Origin of the sequence: Flavobacterium kayseriense (assembly GCF_014305095.1) — a bacterium.
Taxonomy (GTDB): domain Bacteria; phylum Bacteroidota; class Bacteroidia; order Flavobacteriales; family Flavobacteriaceae; genus Flavobacterium; species Flavobacterium kayseriense.
On sequence record NZ_JACRUI010000001.1, the window covers coordinates 281870 to 301571 of the forward strand.

At 34.8% G+C, this 19702-nt stretch carries 18 protein-coding genes; 9 read left to right on the plus strand and 9 right to left on the minus strand.

Annotated features, from left to right (window positions below; all coding sequences use genetic code 11):
• The first annotated feature begins 15 nt into the window (after nucleotides 1-15).
• The 7 genes from H8R22_RS01065 to H8R22_RS01095 all read left to right on the plus strand — a co-directional run bounded on the left by H8R22_RS01065 (nucleotide 16) and on the right by H8R22_RS01095 (nucleotide 8264).
• Complete coding sequence (locus H8R22_RS01065; RefSeq protein WP_187009367.1) at nucleotides 16-1797, plus strand: ABC transporter ATP-binding protein; 1782 nt, start codon at nucleotides 16-18, stop codon at nucleotides 1795-1797.
• 26 nt (nucleotides 1798-1823) lie between these two features.
• The gene (locus H8R22_RS01070) at nucleotides 1824-3002 is read left to right on the plus strand and encodes a glycosyltransferase (protein ID WP_187009366.1); all 1179 of its coding nucleotides are present in this window, start codon (nucleotides 1824-1826) and stop codon (nucleotides 3000-3002) included.
• 6 nt (nucleotides 3003-3008) lie between these two features.
• Nucleotides 3009-3989 (plus strand): glycosyltransferase family 2 protein, encoded by a 981-nt coding sequence (locus tag H8R22_RS01075; RefSeq protein ID WP_187009365.1) that lies wholly within the window; start codon nucleotides 3009-3011, stop codon nucleotides 3987-3989.
• Nucleotides 3986-4996, plus strand: coding sequence for a UbiA family prenyltransferase (locus H8R22_RS01080; protein WP_187009364.1), 1011 nt, complete (start codon nucleotides 3986-3988; stop codon nucleotides 4994-4996). The genes H8R22_RS01075 and H8R22_RS01080 overlap by 4 nt, the downstream gene beginning before the upstream one ends.
• A 268-nt stretch (nucleotides 4997-5264) precedes the next feature.
• On the plus strand, nucleotides 5265-5972 hold the full coding sequence (locus H8R22_RS01085) for a tRNA1(Val) (adenine(37)-N6)-methyltransferase (protein ID WP_187009363.1): 708 nt from the start codon (nucleotides 5265-5267) through the stop codon (nucleotides 5970-5972).
• Nucleotides 5973-6140: 168 nt separating this feature from the next.
• A complete protein-coding gene (locus H8R22_RS01090; protein WP_187009362.1) occupies nucleotides 6141-7319 on the plus strand; it encodes an acyl-CoA dehydrogenase family protein in 1179 nt (392 codons plus the stop codon).
• A gap of 165 nt (nucleotides 7320-7484) precedes the next feature.
• Nucleotides 7485-8264 (plus strand): DUF3050 domain-containing protein, encoded by a 780-nt coding sequence (locus H8R22_RS01095; RefSeq protein ID WP_187009361.1) that lies wholly within the window; start codon nucleotides 7485-7487, stop codon nucleotides 8262-8264.
• Nucleotides 8265-8337: 73 nt separating this feature from the next.
• Here H8R22_RS01095 and H8R22_RS01100 read toward each other — a convergent pair whose 3' ends face one another.
• The 7 genes from H8R22_RS01100 to H8R22_RS01130 all read right to left on the minus strand — a co-directional run bounded on the left by H8R22_RS01100 (nucleotide 8338) and on the right by H8R22_RS01130 (nucleotide 12772).
• On the minus strand, nucleotides 8338-8655 hold the full coding sequence (locus H8R22_RS01100) for a 2Fe-2S iron-sulfur cluster-binding family protein (protein WP_187009360.1): 318 nt from the start codon (nucleotides 8653-8655) through the stop codon (nucleotides 8338-8340).
• Nucleotides 8656-8821: 166 nt separating this feature from the next.
• Nucleotides 8822-9061 (minus strand): NifU family protein, encoded by a 240-nt coding sequence (locus tag H8R22_RS01105; protein WP_187009359.1) that lies wholly within the window; start codon nucleotides 9059-9061, stop codon nucleotides 8822-8824.
• A 37-nt stretch (nucleotides 9062-9098) separates the two neighbouring features.
• Entirely contained in the window at nucleotides 9099-10226 is a 1128-nt protein-coding gene (locus H8R22_RS01110; protein WP_187009358.1) for an Mrp/NBP35 family ATP-binding protein, read from the minus strand.
• 193 nt (nucleotides 10227-10419) lie between these two features.
• Nucleotides 10420-10749 (minus strand): MGMT family protein, encoded by a 330-nt coding sequence (locus H8R22_RS01115; protein ID WP_187009357.1) that lies wholly within the window; start codon nucleotides 10747-10749, stop codon nucleotides 10420-10422.
• Nucleotides 10750-10761: 12 nt separating this feature from the next.
• A complete protein-coding gene (locus H8R22_RS01120) occupies nucleotides 10762-11397 on the minus strand; it encodes a LysE family transporter (protein ID WP_187009356.1) in 636 nt (211 codons plus the stop codon).
• A 50-nt stretch (nucleotides 11398-11447) separates the two neighbouring features.
• A complete protein-coding gene (gene trmB, locus H8R22_RS01125; RefSeq protein WP_187009355.1) occupies nucleotides 11448-12125 on the minus strand; it encodes a tRNA (guanosine(46)-N7)-methyltransferase TrmB in 678 nt (225 codons plus the stop codon).
• A 137-nt stretch (nucleotides 12126-12262) separates the two neighbouring features.
• Nucleotides 12263-12772: a nuclear transport factor 2 family protein gene (locus H8R22_RS01130; protein ID WP_187009354.1), complete on the minus strand. Its 510-nt coding sequence runs from the start codon at nucleotides 12770-12772 to the stop codon at nucleotides 12263-12265.
• Nucleotides 12773-12932: 160 nt separating this feature from the next.
• Here H8R22_RS01130 and H8R22_RS01135 point away from each other — a divergent pair, with 160 nt between their 5' ends.
• Nucleotides 12933-14519 (plus strand): L,D-transpeptidase family protein, encoded by a 1587-nt coding sequence (locus tag H8R22_RS01135; RefSeq protein WP_187009353.1) that lies wholly within the window; start codon nucleotides 12933-12935, stop codon nucleotides 14517-14519.
• Between the two features lie 100 nt (nucleotides 14520-14619).
• On the plus strand, nucleotides 14620-16662 hold the full coding sequence (locus tag H8R22_RS01140) for a M13 family metallopeptidase (RefSeq protein ID WP_187009352.1): 2043 nt from the start codon (nucleotides 14620-14622) through the stop codon (nucleotides 16660-16662).
• 229 nt (nucleotides 16663-16891) lie between these two features.
• Here H8R22_RS01140 and H8R22_RS01145 read toward each other — a convergent pair whose 3' ends face one another.
• Together H8R22_RS01145 and H8R22_RS01150 are read right to left on the minus strand one after the other, a co-directional pair.
• The gene (locus tag H8R22_RS01145; protein WP_187009351.1) at nucleotides 16892-17206 is read right to left on the minus strand and encodes an HPF/RaiA family ribosome-associated protein; all 315 of its coding nucleotides are present in this window, start codon (nucleotides 17204-17206) and stop codon (nucleotides 16892-16894) included.
• Between the two features lie 311 nt (nucleotides 17207-17517).
• Nucleotides 17518-19608 carry a prolyl oligopeptidase family serine peptidase gene (locus H8R22_RS01150; protein WP_225875995.1) on the minus strand — a complete coding sequence of 697 codons (2091 nt, stop codon included), beginning with the start codon at nucleotides 19606-19608 and terminating at the stop codon, nucleotides 17518-17520.
• Nucleotides 19609-19702 lie beyond the last annotated feature (94 nt).

The following is a 19702-nucleotide window of genomic DNA, read 5'->3' on the forward strand; positions in this document are numbered from 1 at the left end:
AAGAAACACGCATAAATGATCCAAAAAAAAATTTCACTCACAAAACAATTTCCCAAAACCTTCCTCTTAATTCTATCATTATCAAAATGGTGGACATTAGTATCTGTTATATTAATGATTCTGGAAACATTATTCTATCTATATAGCTTTTATACTTTTAAGATTTTAGTTGACATACTTACTCAACACAATTTAATTATTGAGAAACAACAAATAGTTTTGCAGCTGTACAAACTTATTGGGATTACCATAGCCTACCTACTGATAAAATCGGTTTGTAATTATGTTGCAGAAATAAACTCTTTTATTTTGTCAAAAAATATTGATAAAATAATTCATGAAAAAGCGGTTATTCTTGATCTTGAGTATTATGAAAACCCCAGTTATTTCGACACTTTAAAAAGAACATTCGAAGAATCTGAGCTTCGTTTAATTGCAATACTAAATAATATTGTTGAAATATTCAAAAATATTATTACCGGAATTGGATTTTTATCGATCATTATTTCAATAAATTGGATGTTACTTCCATACATAATATTGATGATAATTCCTTCCTACTTTATAAAAGTGTATACCAATAAGAGATTATATAAATGGCATTTGAAGAGGACCGAGATGGACCGAAAACTGCAGTACATCCGTTCTGTAATTACTGGTGACATCTTTGCAAAAGAGTTACGCATCTTTGGCTTTGGCACAATACTAAATAGCAAGTATATTAATTTAAAGAATTCAATAATTAATGAACACATTAAACTTAAGAGATTGATAATCACAGTAGAAACAATAGTTGCTATTTTTTCTTCATTAGGCTTCATTTTGTGTATTGGATATTTATCTCTAAACATTGTAGAAGGAAAAAATAGCGTAGGTGATATTGCAATGTTGTTACTTGCATTGTTACAAATATTTACTGTCATGCAAAGCTTAACTTCAAATATTTCACAACTGTTTCAAAATAATTTATACCTAACTAGTCTTTTTGAATTCCTTGATTTAAATCCGAAAATAGTATCGTCGGAAGTTGATCAACTATCGGAAGTTGATCAACTTAGTGAATTAATTGTAGAAAATGTGAGTTTCGTATACCCAGGAAGCGATACAAAAGTTCTAAATAATATAAGCCTAAGGATCCAACCTGGTAAAATAATAGCAATTGTTGGCTTGAATGGATCTGGAAAGTCAACATTAATAAAGTTACTTACTAGACTTTACGATCCAATTAGCGGCACTATTAGACTAGGGAAATCAAACATTAAAAATATAAATTTAGAAGATTACAGAAAAGAAATAAGCGTAGTTTTCCAAGATTTTGGCAAATATAATCTTACTGCGGGAGAGAACATTCATTTGGGCAATCCCAATATTGAATACGATGCAAATAAAATTCGAATAACCGCTGAAACTTCAGGCGCAGATTTATACATCGAAACGTTCCCGGATAAGTACAATACCGTAATGGGAAAATTGTTTAAAGATGGACACGAAGTTAGCATTGGTCAATGGCAAAAACTTGCAGTAGCTAGAGCTCTATACAAAACATCTAGATTTTTAATTTTAGACGAGGCCACTAGTGCTATAGATTCCTTGGCTGAGAACAATCTTATAACTAGACTAAGTCTAGAAAAAAGCAAGAGAGGGGTTATTTTGATAAGTCACAGACTTCCCGTAATCAAACATGCAGATTATATTTATGTTATGTCTAATGGTCATATTATCCAAGAAGGCAGTCACAAAGATTTAATTACAGACAAAAACGGCTCATATTTCAGACAATTTATAAATGATCTTTAAAAGCATTTGTTTAAAACAAACACATTATGCAAACTAATAATAAAAGAATACTCTTTTTTAGTACTATTGAAGAGGATTGGGGAGGTAGCGAAGAATTATGGGCAGCCAGCATACCTTATTTACAGTTGAATAATATAGAAGTCATTTTAGTAAAAAAAAGAATTAATAGAGGTCACCCAAAGTTTGTCGAATTACATAATTGGAATGTAACTCTAGTAGATTTAGAAGTGAAGTCAGAAAAAATTCGCATTTTAAAAAGGGTAATATTAAAATTATTACGAGTAATAAACTTCTCAAGAATTAAAATTAAAAATCAAAGTTTAGAAACCGATTTTATAAAAAAAATAAAGTCAATCAACGCAGATTTAGTCATAGTAGCTCAAGGCATCAATTTTGATGGTCTTGAATATTCGTATCAATTATACACTTTCAAAATTCCATTCGCTGTTATTTCACAAAAAGCGGTAGAATTTTATTGGCCGCATAAATGCGTGAGGCCCTTTATGAAAATTGCAATTAAGAATGCGTTGAAACTATTTTTTATTTCTCAACACAATTTGAAGTTAACCGAAGAACAATTTGGAATGAAAATAGACAATAGTCAAGTACTTCAAAATCCAATAAAGACAAAAGGAAAATTAATCCCAACTCCATCTCTAGAAGCAGAAATAAGACTTGCTTGCATTGGGAGATTATTTTTAATTGACAAAGGACAGGATATTCTCATCAGAATTTTATCCTTAGATAAATGGAAGTCAAGACCAATAAGAGTTTCATTTATTGGAACTGGAATTGATGAAATCGCATTAAAGGAGTTAGCAATACTACTTGGCGTTAAAAACATTTCGTTTGAAGGACATGTTAATAACATTGAAGATATCTGGACTACTCATCATGCATTAATTTTACCGTCTCGCTCAGAAGGCATGTCACTAGCTATGTTAGAAGCAATGGCTATAGGCAGAACTGTGATTGTAACCGACGCTGGCGGAAGCTCAGAATTAATTACCGATGGAGAAAATGGGTTCATTGGTCAAGCTAATTTTAAATCCTTTGATCAAACTATGGAAAGAGCGTGGGCATTAAGAGAACAATGGAATGATATTGGTAAAAAAGCATTAATTCTAATAGAAAACAAATACAGAGAATTACCAGGAGAAGTTTTAGGCGAGGAAATAATTAAATTAATTAACACAAATAGTTAATTATCCATGACAAACAAACCTCTTGTAACAGTTATTATACCCACATATAATAGAGTTGACTATATAAGTCGATCTATTAATTCAGTGCTAAATCAAACTTATAAAAACATTGAGTTAATCGTAATTGATGATGGCTCAACAGATCATACAGCTTCTGTCGTTAGCGAATTTAAAAACATCAAGTACGTGTATAAACCAAATGGCAGACAGGCAAGTGCTAGAAATGCGGGGTTAGCTTTGGCTAAGGGTTCCTACATCGCAACACTCGACTCAGATGATTATTGGCATTCTGATTTTATTGAAGAGTGCATTACACAATTACTAGAGTTTGAACTTGATTTGGTCTTTGCAAATACAATCATAGTAAATGAAAACGGGTCAGAACATGCTAGTTTCGACCAAGCAGACTGGTCTTCAAAATATTATAACTCTAGCGAATATCTTAATCTAATTTGGATTCATTTAAACGGACAAAAAGCACGTGAAATATTTACTAAGACATGTCCCGCACCATCTTCTGCATTAGTTTTTAACAGGAATTCTATTTCACATTTATGGGATGAAAAGTTAGCTGTTGCAGATGATTGGGATTTCACTTTAACGCTATTAGTTTCAAAAGATTGCAAAATAGCTTTTTGTAAAAAACCACTTTGGAGAAAATATATTGTTGGAGATAATATTTATGAATCACTAAGTTCAGAAGCTAAAACTAAAATTGTAATTCTTAACGATCTTAGCTATATGCTGGAAAAAAACAAAGAAAAATATTCAACTTATGAAAAATTAAATATTAAAACATTACAAATACAAGAGACACTTGTATTAAGCTATAACATGTTGCGGCATAAGAATTTTATTAACTTTGCAAAGTTGATTATACTGTCGTTTAAAATGAGTATCCCAATAACTACAAAAAAACTAACAAAAACAATTTGTTCTAGAATATTTTTTTACGGGCATTTTATCAAAATAAAAGCTGAGGCATGAAGTATCTTGCTCTAATTAGATACAATGACTGGTGGTTATATAAAGTACCCTTTCTATTAACCATCGCTTACAGCACATTTTATTTGGCCGATATTTGTGTTGAGAATAAGACATTGGAAATTATTAAAATCATAACCTACATAGTATCTGCAGCAATATACGTATCTATAATAAACGATATTACTGATATGAAAATTGATCGTTTAGTGGGTAAAAAAAATCTATTTTTAGGTCTACCTAAATCAATAGTTTATACTATTTTATCTCTTGCGGTAATTTTGCAATTAATTGTTATTTACAAATTACTAGATAACGGACAATCTGTATATTGGTATATTGCAGCAGTTGTGGCTTACTCACTATATTCTATTCCACCAATAAGATTAAAAGAGAATAGATACTTAAGCATAATAGCAGATACATGTGGAGCTCATGCTTTTCCGTCGATGTTTATAGTCACATACATCAACAGTATAACACTTGCCCCATTAGCTATTAACTGGACTTTAATAATATTTATTTGGTCGTTTTCCTATGGTCTAAGAGGTATTATTTACCATCAATATAAAGATAAAGAAAATGATTTATACTCAGGAATCCTCACACTATCTAATTCTCTCCCAATTAAAAAGTTAAAACGGTTGGTTTTGCTCGTTTTTGCAATGGAGCTAGGAAGCTTTATTTATTTACTACAGATTCTAAATAGTCACATAATTTACAAATGGCTTACATTTTACTCATTAATTATTATTGTGAGAACTTTAATCTATTCTTCTAAAATAATTATAGCTTTACCCTCATCAAAATTCTATCAAATTCTATTAGCTGAATTTTACGAAGTGTTTTTACCCATTTCATTGCTTTTAAGCTTTACAAACTGCGACAATATCTGGCTAGTAATTATATGCCAACTTTTGCTTTTTCCGAAAAGAATAATAACAATATATAACGAATGTATTGGTTATTGCAAGAGGTTAATGTTTTTTCTATGTAAAGCAAGGATCTGACATTAACGTTATGAAAATAATTATAGTTAAAAAATCTACTCACAACTTAGTAAATAGAGAAAATTTTAAAAATAAAGACGGAATCAAATTCTCAACATTTAAATATTCAAAAAATTATGACAGCAAGGTGATCCCTTTTTAAAATCGACAAAAGGGACAAACTTTAGAGTCAAAATAAATTTATATTACTATGTATTAGATTTGATGTGGATCTTATTTGTACATTTATTTATAAGTAAAACATAAAATCATAAAGGCAAAATCAATAATGTTTCAATTTAAACAATTCTCTATTGAACAAGACCGCTGCGCAATGAAAATTGGCACTGATGGCGTTCTTCTTGGCGCTTGGGCTCCCGTAAACCATAATCCATTTAGTATTTTAGATATTGGTGCCGGAACAGGTGTAATTGCATTAATGCTTGCACAAAGAAGCAACGCGCAGCAAATTGACGCTCTTGAAATTGACGAAGACGCTTACGAACAAGCGACAGATAATTTCGAAAATTCTCCATGGAGTGATCGATTATTCTGTTTTCATGCAGGCTTAGACGAATTTGTAGAAGAACCCGAAGATGAATACGATGTAATTGTCTCCAACCCTCCTTTTTATACTGAAGATTACAAAACGGATAATGATCAGCGCGATCTAGCCCGTTTTGCTGATGCCATGCCTTTTGAAGATTTGATTGTGGCCGCAGATTTATTACTTTCGGAAAACGGAATATTCGCCGCAATCATTCCTTTTAAAGAAGAAGAAAATTTCTTGGCTATAGCCAAACAATACGAGCTGTACCCTATCAAAATCACTAGAGTAAAAGGAACTCCTACCACCGAAATAAAACGTAGCCTTTTGGCTTTTAGCCGAAATGAAATAGTTGATGTTGCAATTAACGAATTAATTATCGAAACCGAAAGACATATTTACACTCCAGAATATATTGAATTGACCAAGGATTTCTATTTGAAGATGTAATATAAATTTTATAGCTCATCAGCTCACTACTGATTAGATTACTTTCTACCAAAAAAATTTGTTTTCATACAATACCCCTTTTAAAGTGTCTTCTTGAAATTATAACAATTGTTAATCGTTTTGTTATATTTCTTTGTGTAACTTTGTAATACACAAATTTTCAAAACCATGAAACCAGACTTATTCCAATCACCTGATTACTATAACTTAGACGATTTACTTACCGAAGAACACAAACTAGTACGTGATTCTACACGTGCTTGGGTAAAAAAAGAAGTATCTCCTATCATAGAAGACTATGCACAACGTGCTGAATTCCCGAAACAAATTATCAAAGGTTTAGGTGAAATTGGTGGTTTTGGTCCTTATATTCCAGAAGAATATGGTGGTGCTGGTTTAGACCAAATATCATACGGATTAATCATGCAAGAAATTGAGCGCGGAGACTCTGGTGTTCGTTCTACCTCATCTGTTCAATCCTCATTAGTCATGTATCCAATTTGGAAATACGGTAATGAAGAACAGCGAATGAAATACTTACCAAAGTTGGCAACAGGAGAATTCATGGGTTGCTTTGGGTTGACGGAACCTAATTATGGATCTGATCCAGGAAGCATGATTACCAACTTTAAAGATATGGGCGACCATTATTTATTAAATGGTGCTAAAATGTGGATTTCTAACGCTCCTTTTGCAGATATCGCGATTGTATGGGCAAAAAATGAAGAAGGTAGAATTCACGGTTTAATAGTAGAGCGCGGTATGGAAGGCTTTACAACTCCTGAGACTCATAATAAATGGTCACTACGTGCATCATCTACTGGTGAGTTAATATTTGACAATGTTAAGGTTCCAAAAGAGAATCTTTTACCAAATAAATCGGGTCTAGGAGCACCACTTGGATGTTTGGACTCGGCTCGTTACGGAATTGCTTGGGGCGCTATTGGTGCAGCAATGGATTGCTACGATACTGCTTTGCGTTACGCAAAAGAACGCATTCAGTTTGACAAACCAATCGCTGGAACACAGTTACAACAAAAAAAATTAGCCGAAATGATTACTGAAATCACTAAAGCACAATTACTTACTTGGAGACTTGGTGTATTAAGAAATGAAGGTAGAGCAACTACCGCTCAGATCTCGATGGCTAAGAGAAATAATGTAGACATGGCCATAAATATCGCCCGTGAAGCAAGACAAATTTTAGGCGGAATGGGAATTACCGGCGAATACTCTATCATGCGTCATATGATGAACTTAGAGTCGGTCATTACCTATGAAGGAACGCACGATATTCACTTATTAATTACTGGAATGGATATCACTGGAATACCCGCTTTTAAGTAGTAATAAACAACTATTAAAGTATCTATAAAATTGATAACAAAAGCTCCTCGGAAACAAGGAGCTTTTTTATCTTTGTAGTGAATACCATGACAGATAGGATCTCAGCGATTTTTAATAAAAATTAACTCCTGTAATCCTTTTAAAACCTACTCTAAAATAATTATTATGACTATTGAAAGCATAAACAAAGCAATTGAGCCCCAAAAAAATAGCTTGCTGCAGCACCCATTGTACCAAAAAGTACAAAGCATTGACGATTTACATGTTTTTCTTGAAAATCATGTGTATGCCGTTTGGGATTTTATGTCGCTTCTAAAAGCATTACAATCCAAATTAACATGTACCACCACTCCATGGTTTGCCACTGCGAATCCTGAAACAAGGTATTTAATTAACGAAATTGTATTAGCGGAAGAAACTGATTTAACGATTGATGGTCGTCGCCAAAGCCATTATGAGATGTATATTGAAGCAATGGAATCATGTGGTGCGAATACAGAAGGAATTTCTAATTTTTTAGCAGAAGTGAATTCGTTACAAAATATATTTGTGGCTATCAAAACAAGTACGCTACATCCTAATATTAAAGAATTTCTAGATTTTACTTTTAGAGTAATTGACGAAGGAAAAACTCACGAAATTGCAGCAGCATTTACTTTTGGAAGAGAAGATCTTATCCCTAGTATGTTTACTGCTATCTTAAAGAATTTTCAGCAAAATTTCCCTCAAACTGACCTGAGTAAATTGATATACTATTTCGAAAGACACATTGCCCTAGATGCTGATGAGCACGGACCTATGGCTATGCAAATGATAACAGAACTATGCGGTGAAGATCCTAAAAAATGGGCCGAAGTAGAACAAGTATCTGTTGCAGCACTAGAAAGACGCATTGGTTTATGGGATGCTATTGAAGCTAGTTTATTAAAAGAAGAGATGGTATAAGACTCGTAAACGTCTATTACCAGCTAATTTACAAAAGCATAAAAAAAGCGAGAATTACATCTCGCTTTTTTTATTAACTTTCTGGAGCTAACTCTAATTCTAAACCTTCTAGACTCTCTGTGATTGGTATTTGGCAACCCAAACGACTGTTAGACTTTACATAAAAAGCTTCAGACAACATAGCTTCTTCATCATCACCCATTTCAGGGAGAGCCACATTATTAAGGACATAACATTGACAAGAAGCACACATAGCCATTCCGCCACAAGTACCTTCAACAGGGAGCTCGTATGCCTTGCATAACTCCATTATGTTCATTGCCATATCAGTGGGAGCTTGCAATTCGTGTACTACTCCTTCACGATCTTTTATTTTTATAAGTACATCCATTCTATTGGGTGTTGAGTTAGAAATTTAGTTTTGATTACAGCACTTAACTGCATGAGGGATAGTAGCTAGCTACCGAAGTAGCGCGTATAGCCCGACGCTTATCGTAAAAAAGGCGACTAACTACCTTAACTGGTAGCCTTTTTTACGATAAGGGTCATGCCACAAATTATAATATATTTACAACAGTCTCTATCTGTGGAGCAAACTTTTTAATCGTAGTTTCGACTCCTGCTTTTAGTGTCATTTGGTTTACACTGCAACTTGTACAAGCTCCTTCGAGACGCACTTTGACGTGCTTGTCATCCTCGATAGATATCAGGGTGATATCACCGCCATCAGAATTCAAGAAAGGTCTGATTTCCTCTAACGCTTTATGAACTTCGATTGTTAATTCTTCTGTTGTCATTTGTTGTTTTTTAAAGAAACAGTGTTCCTATTCCTTATTATTTTTTAACGGCAGAACATCCTGCCATTGTTGTAATTTTAATCGCTTCGGTAGCTGGTAAACTGTCATTTCTTCTTACTGTTTCCTCTACTACTTTACGTGTGATTTCTTCAAAAACAGATGCTACCACAGATCCTGTTTGCATGGCTGCTGGACGACCGTAATCCCCTGCCTCGCGAATAGATTGTACGATAGGCACTTCTCCTAGGAATGGTACTTCTAGATCATCTGCAAGATTTTTAGCTCCTTCTTGTCCAAAGATGTAGTATTTGTTTTCTGGTAGCTCCTCTGGTGTGAAGTACGCCATGTTTTCGATAATTCCTAAAACTGGTACATTGATAGCTTCACTCAAGAACATTGACACTCCTTTTTTAGCATCGGCAAGAGCTACAGCTTGCGGTGTACTTACTACAACGGCGCCAGTAACAGGTAACGACTGCATGATCGAAAGGTGAATATCTCCCGTTCCTGGAGGTAAATCGATAAGCATAAAGTCTAATTCTCCCCAATCAGCATCAAAAATCATTTGGTTCAGCGCTTTTGAAGCCATAGGTCCTCTCCAGATTACGGCTTGAGATGGTGAAGTAAAAAATCCGATAGAAAGCATTTTTATATCGTAGCTCTCTACTGGTTTCATTTTAGATTTTCCGTCAACGGTAACCGAAACTGGTTTTTCGTTTTCGACATCGAACATGATTGGCATCGATGGTCCGTAAATATCAGCATCTAACACACCTACTTTAAAACCCATTTTCGCCAAAGATACTGCTAGGTTTGCTGTTACAGTAGATTTCCCTACTCCCCCTTTTCCAGAGGCAACAGCAATAATATTTTTTATTCCAGGAATAGACTTCCCTTTAATTTCTGCTTTCTCGGGTGTTTCTACCTTGCTATTGATTTTGATTTTAGCATCCGGAGACACTTTTTCAAGAATTGTTTTTCTGATATCGTCTTCTGCACGTTTTTTGATGTGCATCGCCGGTGTGTGTAAAACTAAATCTACGACTACCTCATCTCCAAAAGTGATAACGTTTGCAATGGCACCACTTTCTACCATATTTTTTCCTTCTCCAGCAATAGTAATTGTTTCTAAAGCCTTTAGGATTTCTTTTCTATCTAATTTCATTATAATTGTACTATTTTCTATTGAGGATTATCCGCTTAAACATTATGTTTATTTAAACTGATTTCAGATTACAAAGATAAACGATTAAGTTCTTAAAATAAAGAAATTAGATTGGATTTATTGATGGATAAATCAACTCCATTTATAGAGCATAATTACGAAAAATCGTTAGTAAGAATAGTATAAATCCATCTTACAACTCCCTCATTGGTGGTTGCCAAAAATGAGTTTCAAAATCGATGATTTGATTCTCAACTACTCTAATTCCTTCGCTTTCCAATAATTGTTGCATAAGGTTTGTACCATCAAAATGAAATTTGCCCGTGAGTAATCCTTTTCTATTCACGACACGATGTGCGGGAATATCATCCCTATTATGCGACGCATTCATGGCATAACCCACCATGCGTGCTGATCGAGCAGCTCCAATGGCTCTTGCAATAGCGCCATACGAAGTTACTTTACCAAAAGGAATTTGCCTCGCTATCACATATACTCTCTCAAAGAAGCTTTCGTCTATCATGTAAAATAGGATTTATTGTAGATAGAAACGAATAATATTAAACAATGTTACCACCGAGATCAAGCCCGTAATGGTCCCAATAATTTTGTTCATATTTCGCAATAGATAATCGGCTTTTGATTCTATTTTTTGAAAAAACTGGATGTAAAAATAAAACACGATAGAAGACCCAAGTACCACTCCTGTTACGAACGTTAATACCGAAGCAAGCTCAAATGAGAAAAAATCGTAGGTAGAAAGTGTTATACTTACGAATACGTAGTAGGGAATAGGGAAAAAATTTAACGCCGAAAGTAGCATCCCCAGAAAAAACCGTTTCTTTTGGCTGCTTTTCTTAATCTTTGCTTTTTTAATTTTGGGTGTCTTCGCAATCCACAAAAAATAAACGGTTAATGCTCCAAAAATCCCAAAACCAACCTCTCTCAACAGGGCAACAATATCAGGACGAACATTGATTACACGCGCAAAAAGTATAGCTACATATGCTTGAAAAAAAATAATTATAATTGCACCAAGAATAAACCATCCCGCATTTCGTCTACCTTCTTTCAAATTTACCTTTGCGGCTGTCATATTTAATAACCCAGGAGGAGTTATCCCTATAAAAGCAGTCGCAAAACCAGTAAATAAAGAAATGAGTAAATTCATAAAGAAAAATCGAAATTGAAATAAGAAAACAGTTACCGTACGAAACTGATCTAATCTTTAATTTTAAATCTAATATACGTAATTGCTTTATTAACTTCCAAATATTGTTTTTCGTAAAATGTCTGAAAAGCAGTTACTTCCTCTGGACTTCCTTCATTTACGTAAACATTGTGATTAGCATACAACACTTCATGACCTTCTCCATGCAATAACCCTAGGGTATAGCCGTGCATAAACTCGCTATCGGTTTTTAAGTTTACTACACCGTCTTTTTTAAGGATTTTTTTATACAATTGCAGAAATTCTGAATTGGTCATACGATGCTTGGTTCTCTTGTACTTGATTTGCGGATCTGGAAAGGTAATCCAAATCTCGTCTACTTCGTTTTCGGCAAAAACATGATTGATTAATTCGATTTGGGTACGAATGAAGGCTACATTGTGTAAACCTGTTTCAACTGCTGTTTTAGCACCACGCCAAAAGCGGGCTCCCTTAATATCGATTCCAACAAAGTTTTTATTAGGGTATCTCTCGGCTAAACCAACTGAGTATTCTCCTTTTCCACAACCTAATTCAAGTACTAATGGATTGTCATTCTTGAAAAAATCTGCGTTCCATTTCCCTTTTAAAGGAAATAAATCACCTACTACTTCTTCTCTTGTTGGTTGAAAAACATTAGTAAATGTTTCGTTTTCCCTGAATCTCTTTAATTTATTTTTGCTTCCCACTTTGTCTCAAATATTTTTACTTCGTACAATTCGACTTTTAATATCGAATGGCAAAATTAAGGAATTATATCAGACCTAGAGGCTACCAATGAAAATTTAATCAATAGTCGAATAAACCAAAATTATATTGTTCCCTTTTAGTTGACGCTTAATTTTTCTAACAATGCATTTTCGATCGGTGTTTTGATCTTTACCACCTCAGTAACGTTGTCATTAGGCACTGTCATTGAAAGTACATAATGCTGTATTTTCCAGTTGGTCCCTACTTTTATTAAAACACCTGAGCCTCTACAAATTTTCATTTGGGTGTTTAACAATTCATCAAACCAAGCTGTTTTTCCTGATTTATCAAAATAAATATGGCGTTCAACTGCCGTAAAGCTCCATGCTTTTCCACGGTCAAAAAAGGGCTTTGCAAATGCTTGAAATTGCGTTTTGTTCCAATTCTCAGTGGCATCAGTACCTATAAAAATAGCGTCATTTGTCATTAAATTGAAATAAGTATCGAACTTCGTTTCAGCAGCAGCCTTATGCCAAGTGTCAAGAACTAAATTGACTTTTGCTTTTTCGTTGTCAGAAGTAGCGCTTACAGAATTGAAGGAGCAGAATAAAAACAGTAGGGCTAGATAAGTAAAACTACTTTTCATAATAAGGAAATTTAAATAAAATAATCTAAAAATTAAATTTTGATAAAATCAAAGAGTAAAGATAACGTTTTAACAATAGTATTTAAAATTTGATGCTATTCCGGGTAATATTTAGCCTTTTTATGTATTTTTACAGTACTGTAAAACCAAGATGAAAGGCATGAAAAACTCTGCTATAACTAACTTATTACTAGCTGCTTTAACCCTGCTTTTTTTTGCTTCTTGTAAAAAAAGTGCTGATCAAGACTTGGCAGCAACCCAAGTTCAAGAAACACTAGATTTGAGTAAAATTCCTTTTGACAGTACGTTAGTGTCGTCATTTTTTGAGAAACATCCGCTTTTACAAAAATATCAACTCGATGTAAACAAACTCTATCGAAAGTACGATTACCACTATTTATGGTATGATAAAAATGGCTCTAACGAGTTTGCCAGTGTTGTTTATAACAAAATAATTAATCTTCCTGAAGAAGGAATTGAAACTACTATTCCTTATCAAACCGAATTAAATTTGGTTTATGACAGCGCCAAAGAATCTACATCACCTAATACCATTTCAGAATTACTCACTACGGCATTGTATTTTTTTTACATTGATAAAGTCTACCACGGCATCGACGCGGCAAAGTCGAATGAAATGGAATGGTTTTTACCACGAGAAAAACAAACCTACACTACCTATACTGACTCGCTGATTATTGATCCCACCTTACTTAAAAAAGACAAAAAAACATTATTTAGCCAATATTATCTACTGAAGGAACAACTTAAAAAATACCGTGAAATAGAAAAAAAAGGCGGATGGGATAGTATTAGTCTACCCCAAGGATATAAAACTTTAAAAATTGGAGACAGTGTACTAGCTATAGCTCAGGTTCGTAAAAGATTATTTCTTGATGGATTCATAAAAACAAATACCGAAAGTTTAGTTTATGATGCTGACTTAGCAGATGCTTTGGTACAATTCAAAAAAACGCGCGGATTTGATGGCGACAAACTTTTGTATGGTTCAACTTTGAATTACTTGAGCACTCCTGTAAGTTCACTTATCAAAACGCTGGTCGTTAATATGGAACGCTGCAGATGGGTATCGAAGGACATCAGTAAGGCTAAAGAACTAATTGCAATAAATATTCCGTCATACGAACTATCCTATTTTAAAAATGGGGAAATTGTATTAAAATCTAATGTAGTGGTAGGAAAGACAGTAAATAAAACCGTTATTTTTAGTGCTCCTATGAAATACATTGTGTTTAGCCCGTATTGGAATCTACCTACTAGCATAATTAAAAAAGAAATTTTACCAGCTATGGCCAAAGATCCCAATTATCTGGCTACTCATAACATGGAATGGAATGATGGAAACGTACGTCAAAAACCCGGTGTAAAAAACTCATTGGGACTAGTAAAGTTTTTATTCCCAAACTCGAATGCCATTTACTTGCATGACACACCATCCAAACACCTTTTTAGCAGAGACCAAAGAGCATTTAGCCACGGTTGTATAAGAGTAGCCAAGCCTGTTGAACTTGCAAATAAAATAATGGAAGACGACCCCAACTGGAATTCCCAGAAAATTGATGAAGCCATGAATAAAGGAAAGGAAACTTGGTATACCCTTAAAAATAAAATACCGGTTTATATTGGCTACTTTACAGCTTGGGAGGACAGAGACGGGATTTTACATTTTTATGACGATGTTTATAAAAGAGATGAAGCGCTCGCAGTACTACTGTTTACGAAATAGATTTCTAAAACGCCTAATTAAAATATAAAATTCTTATTTTCAGTAATTTAACAGTAGCGTGATGATTTTTACCTACATTTGATATTGTAAAACAATATATATGAAAATCAAACGCTCCTTTTTTAAAATTACATTCTTAATCATTCCTATTCTAATTTTTAGTGGTTGCAATAAAAGTAAGACAAACGAAAAACTAGCATCCGGTTTACTTCTTAAAAACATGGACACGCTCGTAAGGCCAGGTGACGATTTTGACTCTTATGTAAACGGAGCTTGGCAGCGTAACACTACAATTCCAGCAGATAAACCCAATTACGGAGCTGGTTATATCGTTTATGACAAATCGCAGGAAGATGTCAAAGCTATTATCGAAAACGCCTCTAAAAGCGATTTTACAGATGGATCAGATGAACAAAAAATCGGCGATTTTTATGGATCGTACATGGATTCCATTGGTAGAAATAAGAAAGGAATTGCGCCACTACTACCCGAATTTAAGAAAATTGATTCTATTTCAAATTATAGCGATTTAGCAGCTTACTTTGGTCGTGCAAACCAATCCGGAAGCAACAGCCCTTTTTCAATTGGGGTTATGGAAGACCTTAAAGACCCTTCTCAATACATGCTATACGCTTGGCAAGGTGGACTAGGACTTCCAGACAGAGAATACTATTTTCTAGAAGACAGTAAATCAAAAGAGATTCGTAAAAAATATGTGACTCATATTAATAAGATGCTTCAGTTGGGTGGAGTTGAAAACTCAGTTGTATTAGCTCCTAAAATCATGGCTTTAGAAACCTCCTTGGCTGCTAAGCACATGAAAAAAGAGCAAACTCGGGATATGATGAAGCTTTACAACAAATACGCGATAACAGATTTAAAACAACTTATGCCTGATTTTGACTGGGCTTCACTGCTAACTAATGCCGGAATAAAAAATCAAAAAAATATTGTCATCCCTCAGGTCGACTATATCAAATCGCTTAATGACATAATAAAAACAACCCCATTAGCTACGTGGAAAGCCTATCTAAAATGGACTGTAGTTCATGGAGCAGCAACATCTTTAAATGCTGCTTTAGAAAATGAAAATTTCAATTTTTATGGTACAACACTTAGAGGTACAGAAAAACAAAGACCGCTGTGGAGAAGAGGAGTTGAAACAGTAAATAAAAATCTAGGCGAAATTGTTGGTAAGGTGTATGTTGAAAAACACTTCTCTCCAGAAGCTAAAGAAAAAGTAAGCCTCTTGGTTAAAAACCTGCTCAAAGCGTATGAAGAAAGTATAAAAAACCTGGATTGGATGAGTCCTGAGACGAAAAAACAAGCCTTAGATAAGGTATCTAAATTCACTGTTAAAATTGGCTATCCTGACAAATGGCGGGACTACTCGTCTTTAAAAATTAGTAAAAACGACTATTTTGGAAACCAACAAAGAGCTACTGCTTTTGAATACAAACGACAACTTAACAAACTAGGCAAAGCTGTCGATCGTACAGAATGGGGTATGACGCCACAAACCGTGAATGCCTATTACAATCCGCCTTTAAATGAAATTGTATTTCCCGCGGCTATCTTACAACCACCTTTCTACGATCCTACTGCAGAAGACGCTGTAAATTATGGTGGGATTGGAGCGGTAATTGGTCATGAAATTGGTCATGGTTTTGACGATCAAGGAAGTACTTTTGATGGTGACGGAGTGATGCGCAATTGGTGGACACCAAAAGACTTAACAGCCTTCAAACAAAAAACGGGAGCATTAGTAGCCCAATACAGTGCACTTAAGGTATTTCCTGATCTGAATGTAAATGGAGAATTTACTCAGGGTGAAAATATTGGCGATCTTGGTGGCCTATCTATTGCCTTGAAGGCTTACAAAATGAGTCTGAATGGAAAAGAATCTCCCGTTTTAGATGGTTTCACAGGAGAACAAAGAATATTTCTTGGTTGGGGACAAGTTTGGCTAGATAAAGCACGTGAAGATGATTTACGTGGTCAAGTAGCTAACGATCCACATTCACCTGCAAAATTTAGGATAAATGGTGTTGTCCGTAATATTCCTGAGTTCTACACCGCTTTTAATATAAAACCAACTGATTCCCTATATTTGGCTCCAAATAAAAGAGTTAAAATTTGGTAATTGAATTAGAACAATAATCCCTCATACACGTATTGATCGATTATGAACACCTCTTGCATCAAGTAGGAGGTGTTTACTATTTTGCAGGAGTTTGGTAGTTGTTTTTATTTGCAAATAGCAATGCCATCTACTCTATAAAAATGCTGTTAGAATATCTTCTTAACAAAAAAGGACTAACACTTATGAGTGCTAGTCCTTTTTTTATATTTTGTCCTTTACGAACTTACACTTAATGTGTTTTTTGCTTATCGAATGTGGTGCTCAATGTTTTCTTGATTTTTTCAAGAGCGACATGAAATGCTTTCTCGACTGTATCTGCATGCGCGGTAACTGCAATAGGCTGCAATTTTGCTGGACGAACTTCAATTAAACAACGTTTGTCATTGATTCCTGGTTTTGCACTATTTTCATCTCCTACATGTACCTCAATACGAGTTATTTTTTCCTCAAAACGGGCGAGCTCTTTTTCTAATTCAGTAGAAAAGTAAGCTTCTACTCTTTGATGTCCTTCTACATTTTTGTCTGTGTTAAATTGTATTTTCATAGTTTATTGTATTAATGATTGTCTCTCAAAGTTAACGAACGAAGACTCAAAAAACGAATGAATTAGTAAATAATTATGATATAAAATGAAGATTTTGTAATAATTCAGAACCACTCTTTATGCTAACTATTTCAGCAGTATTTTGTTAGAATCAAAAAACGCTATCCTCACGAATAGCGTTTTTATATTGTAAATAGGTTTATCAATTTATTGTCCTAGCCCTGATGGTAGCGGCATCCTCTTGTGGCGGGGTTCGCCACCAGAGATACAGCGAACAGCAGGAAATAGCTGTAGATTATTATTTCAATTATTTAGTTCGTAACTGGTAATTCCTTGATGCCCATATTGAACAATGTAAATGCCTGAATATCTACGTTTTCCTGGATAGTAGCTGCCACTGATTTTCCTGCTCCGTGACCTGCTTTTACATCAATACGAATTAAAGTCGGATTGGGACCCGTTTGTTTTTCTTGTAATTCAGCAGCAAATTTGAAACTGTGCGCTGGCACTACTCTGTCATCATGATCTCCTGTGGTAACCATAGTCGCTGGGTACTGCGTACCTGCTTTTACGTTTTGAACTGGTGAGTAGCCTTTGATGTACTCAAACATCTCTTTGCTGTCCTGCGACGTTCCATAATCATAAGCCCAACCTGCTCCAGCGGTAAAGGTATGGTAACGTAACATGTCCATCACTCCAACTGCTGGCAAAGCTACTTTCATTAATTCTGGTCGTTGCGTCATGGTTGCTCCTACTAATAAACCACCATTTGATCCACCACGAATAGCAAGGAAATTTGACGACGTGTATTTTTGAGCGATTAAGTATTCGGCTGCAGCGATGAAATCATCAAATACATTTTGCTTTTGCATTTTAGTTCCTGCATCGTGCCATTTTTTACCATATTCACCACCTCCACGCAAATTAGGAACCGCGTAAACCCCGCCGTTTTCTAACCAAACGGCATTTGCAATGCTAAAACTTGGCGTAAGACTTACATTAAAACCACCGTAAGCATACAGCATGGTTGGATTTTGGCCATTTAACTGCAATCCTTTTTTGTAAGTGATAATCATTGGGATTTTAGTACCATCCTTAGAAGTGTAAAACACTTGTTTGGACTCGTAATCATCGCTTTTAAAATCAACTTTTGGTTTCTCATACACAGCGGACTTGCCTACGTTAGGATCAAAAGAGTAGATTGTTCCTGGCGTTGTGTAATTAGTAAAGGAGTAATATAATGTTTTGTCTTTTTTCTTTCCGCCAAAACCACCTGCTGTTCCTACTGCTGGCAACTGGATTTCACGAAGCATTTTCCCTGAATAATCATATTGCTTCACTACTGAAACAGCATCCTTCATGTAATTAGCAAAAAAGAAGCCACCACCTGTTGATGGTGATAATACATTCTCTGTCTCCGCAATAAAATCAACCCACTTATCTGGAGTTGGCTTACTAAAGTCAACAGTTACAATACGTTTGTTAGGTGCTTTTAGATCCGTTTCGATAAATAATTTTGTACCTTCAGTCATAATAACACTGTTATCACTGTTGAAGTTATCAACGATAGTCACAATAGGACTGTTTGGAGTCTTTAGATCTTTAATATACAATTCGTTCCCATAAGTGGAATTCGCGGCTGAGATTACTAAATACGCATCATCCTCAGTTACATAACCACCGATGTATCTGCGTTTTTGGTCTGCGCCAAAGATTACCTTGTCCTCTTTTTGTGACGTTCCTAGTTTATGGAAATATAATTTGTGCTCATCTGTTTTTGCAGAAAGCTCACTTCCTTTTGGTTTCTCGTAGCTTGAGTAATAGAAACCTTCGTTTCCTCTCCATGACAAACCACTGAACTTAACGTCGACAATAGTGTCTTCGATTATTTTTTTAGAAAGGGCGTCCATGATGATTACTTTTCTCCAGTCGCTTCCACCTTCGGAGATGGCATAGGCAACTTTTGATCCGTCTTTTGAAAAATCGATTCCGCCAAGCGAAGTAGTTCCGTCTTTCGAAAAAGTATTAGGATCTAAGAAAACTTCTTCTTTACCCTTAGCATCTTTTCTATACATTACAGACTGATTTTGCAGTCCATTATTTTTAGAAAAATAAGTGAAATTCCCTTCTTTAGAGGGAGCGCCTATTTTTTCGTAATTCCACAACTTTTCTAATCTTGTTTTTAGAGCCGTACGAAACGGAATTTGGTTTAAGTAACCATAAGTAACTTCGTTTTGTGCTTTTACCCAAGAAGCTGTCTCATCAGAACGGTCGTCTTCCATCCAACGGTACGGATCATTAACTTGAGTACCAAAATAGGTATCGACTACATTGCCTTTTTTAGTTTGGGGATATTTAAGCGGACTTTGTCCAAAAGATACGGTTGTTGCAGTAACTGCCATTATTAGAATTAATTTTTTCATTAGTCTTTTTTTATTGGTTCCTCCAAAAATAAGAAAATCAATTGTCTCCTAACTCATGCAAAATGTTAAAGAT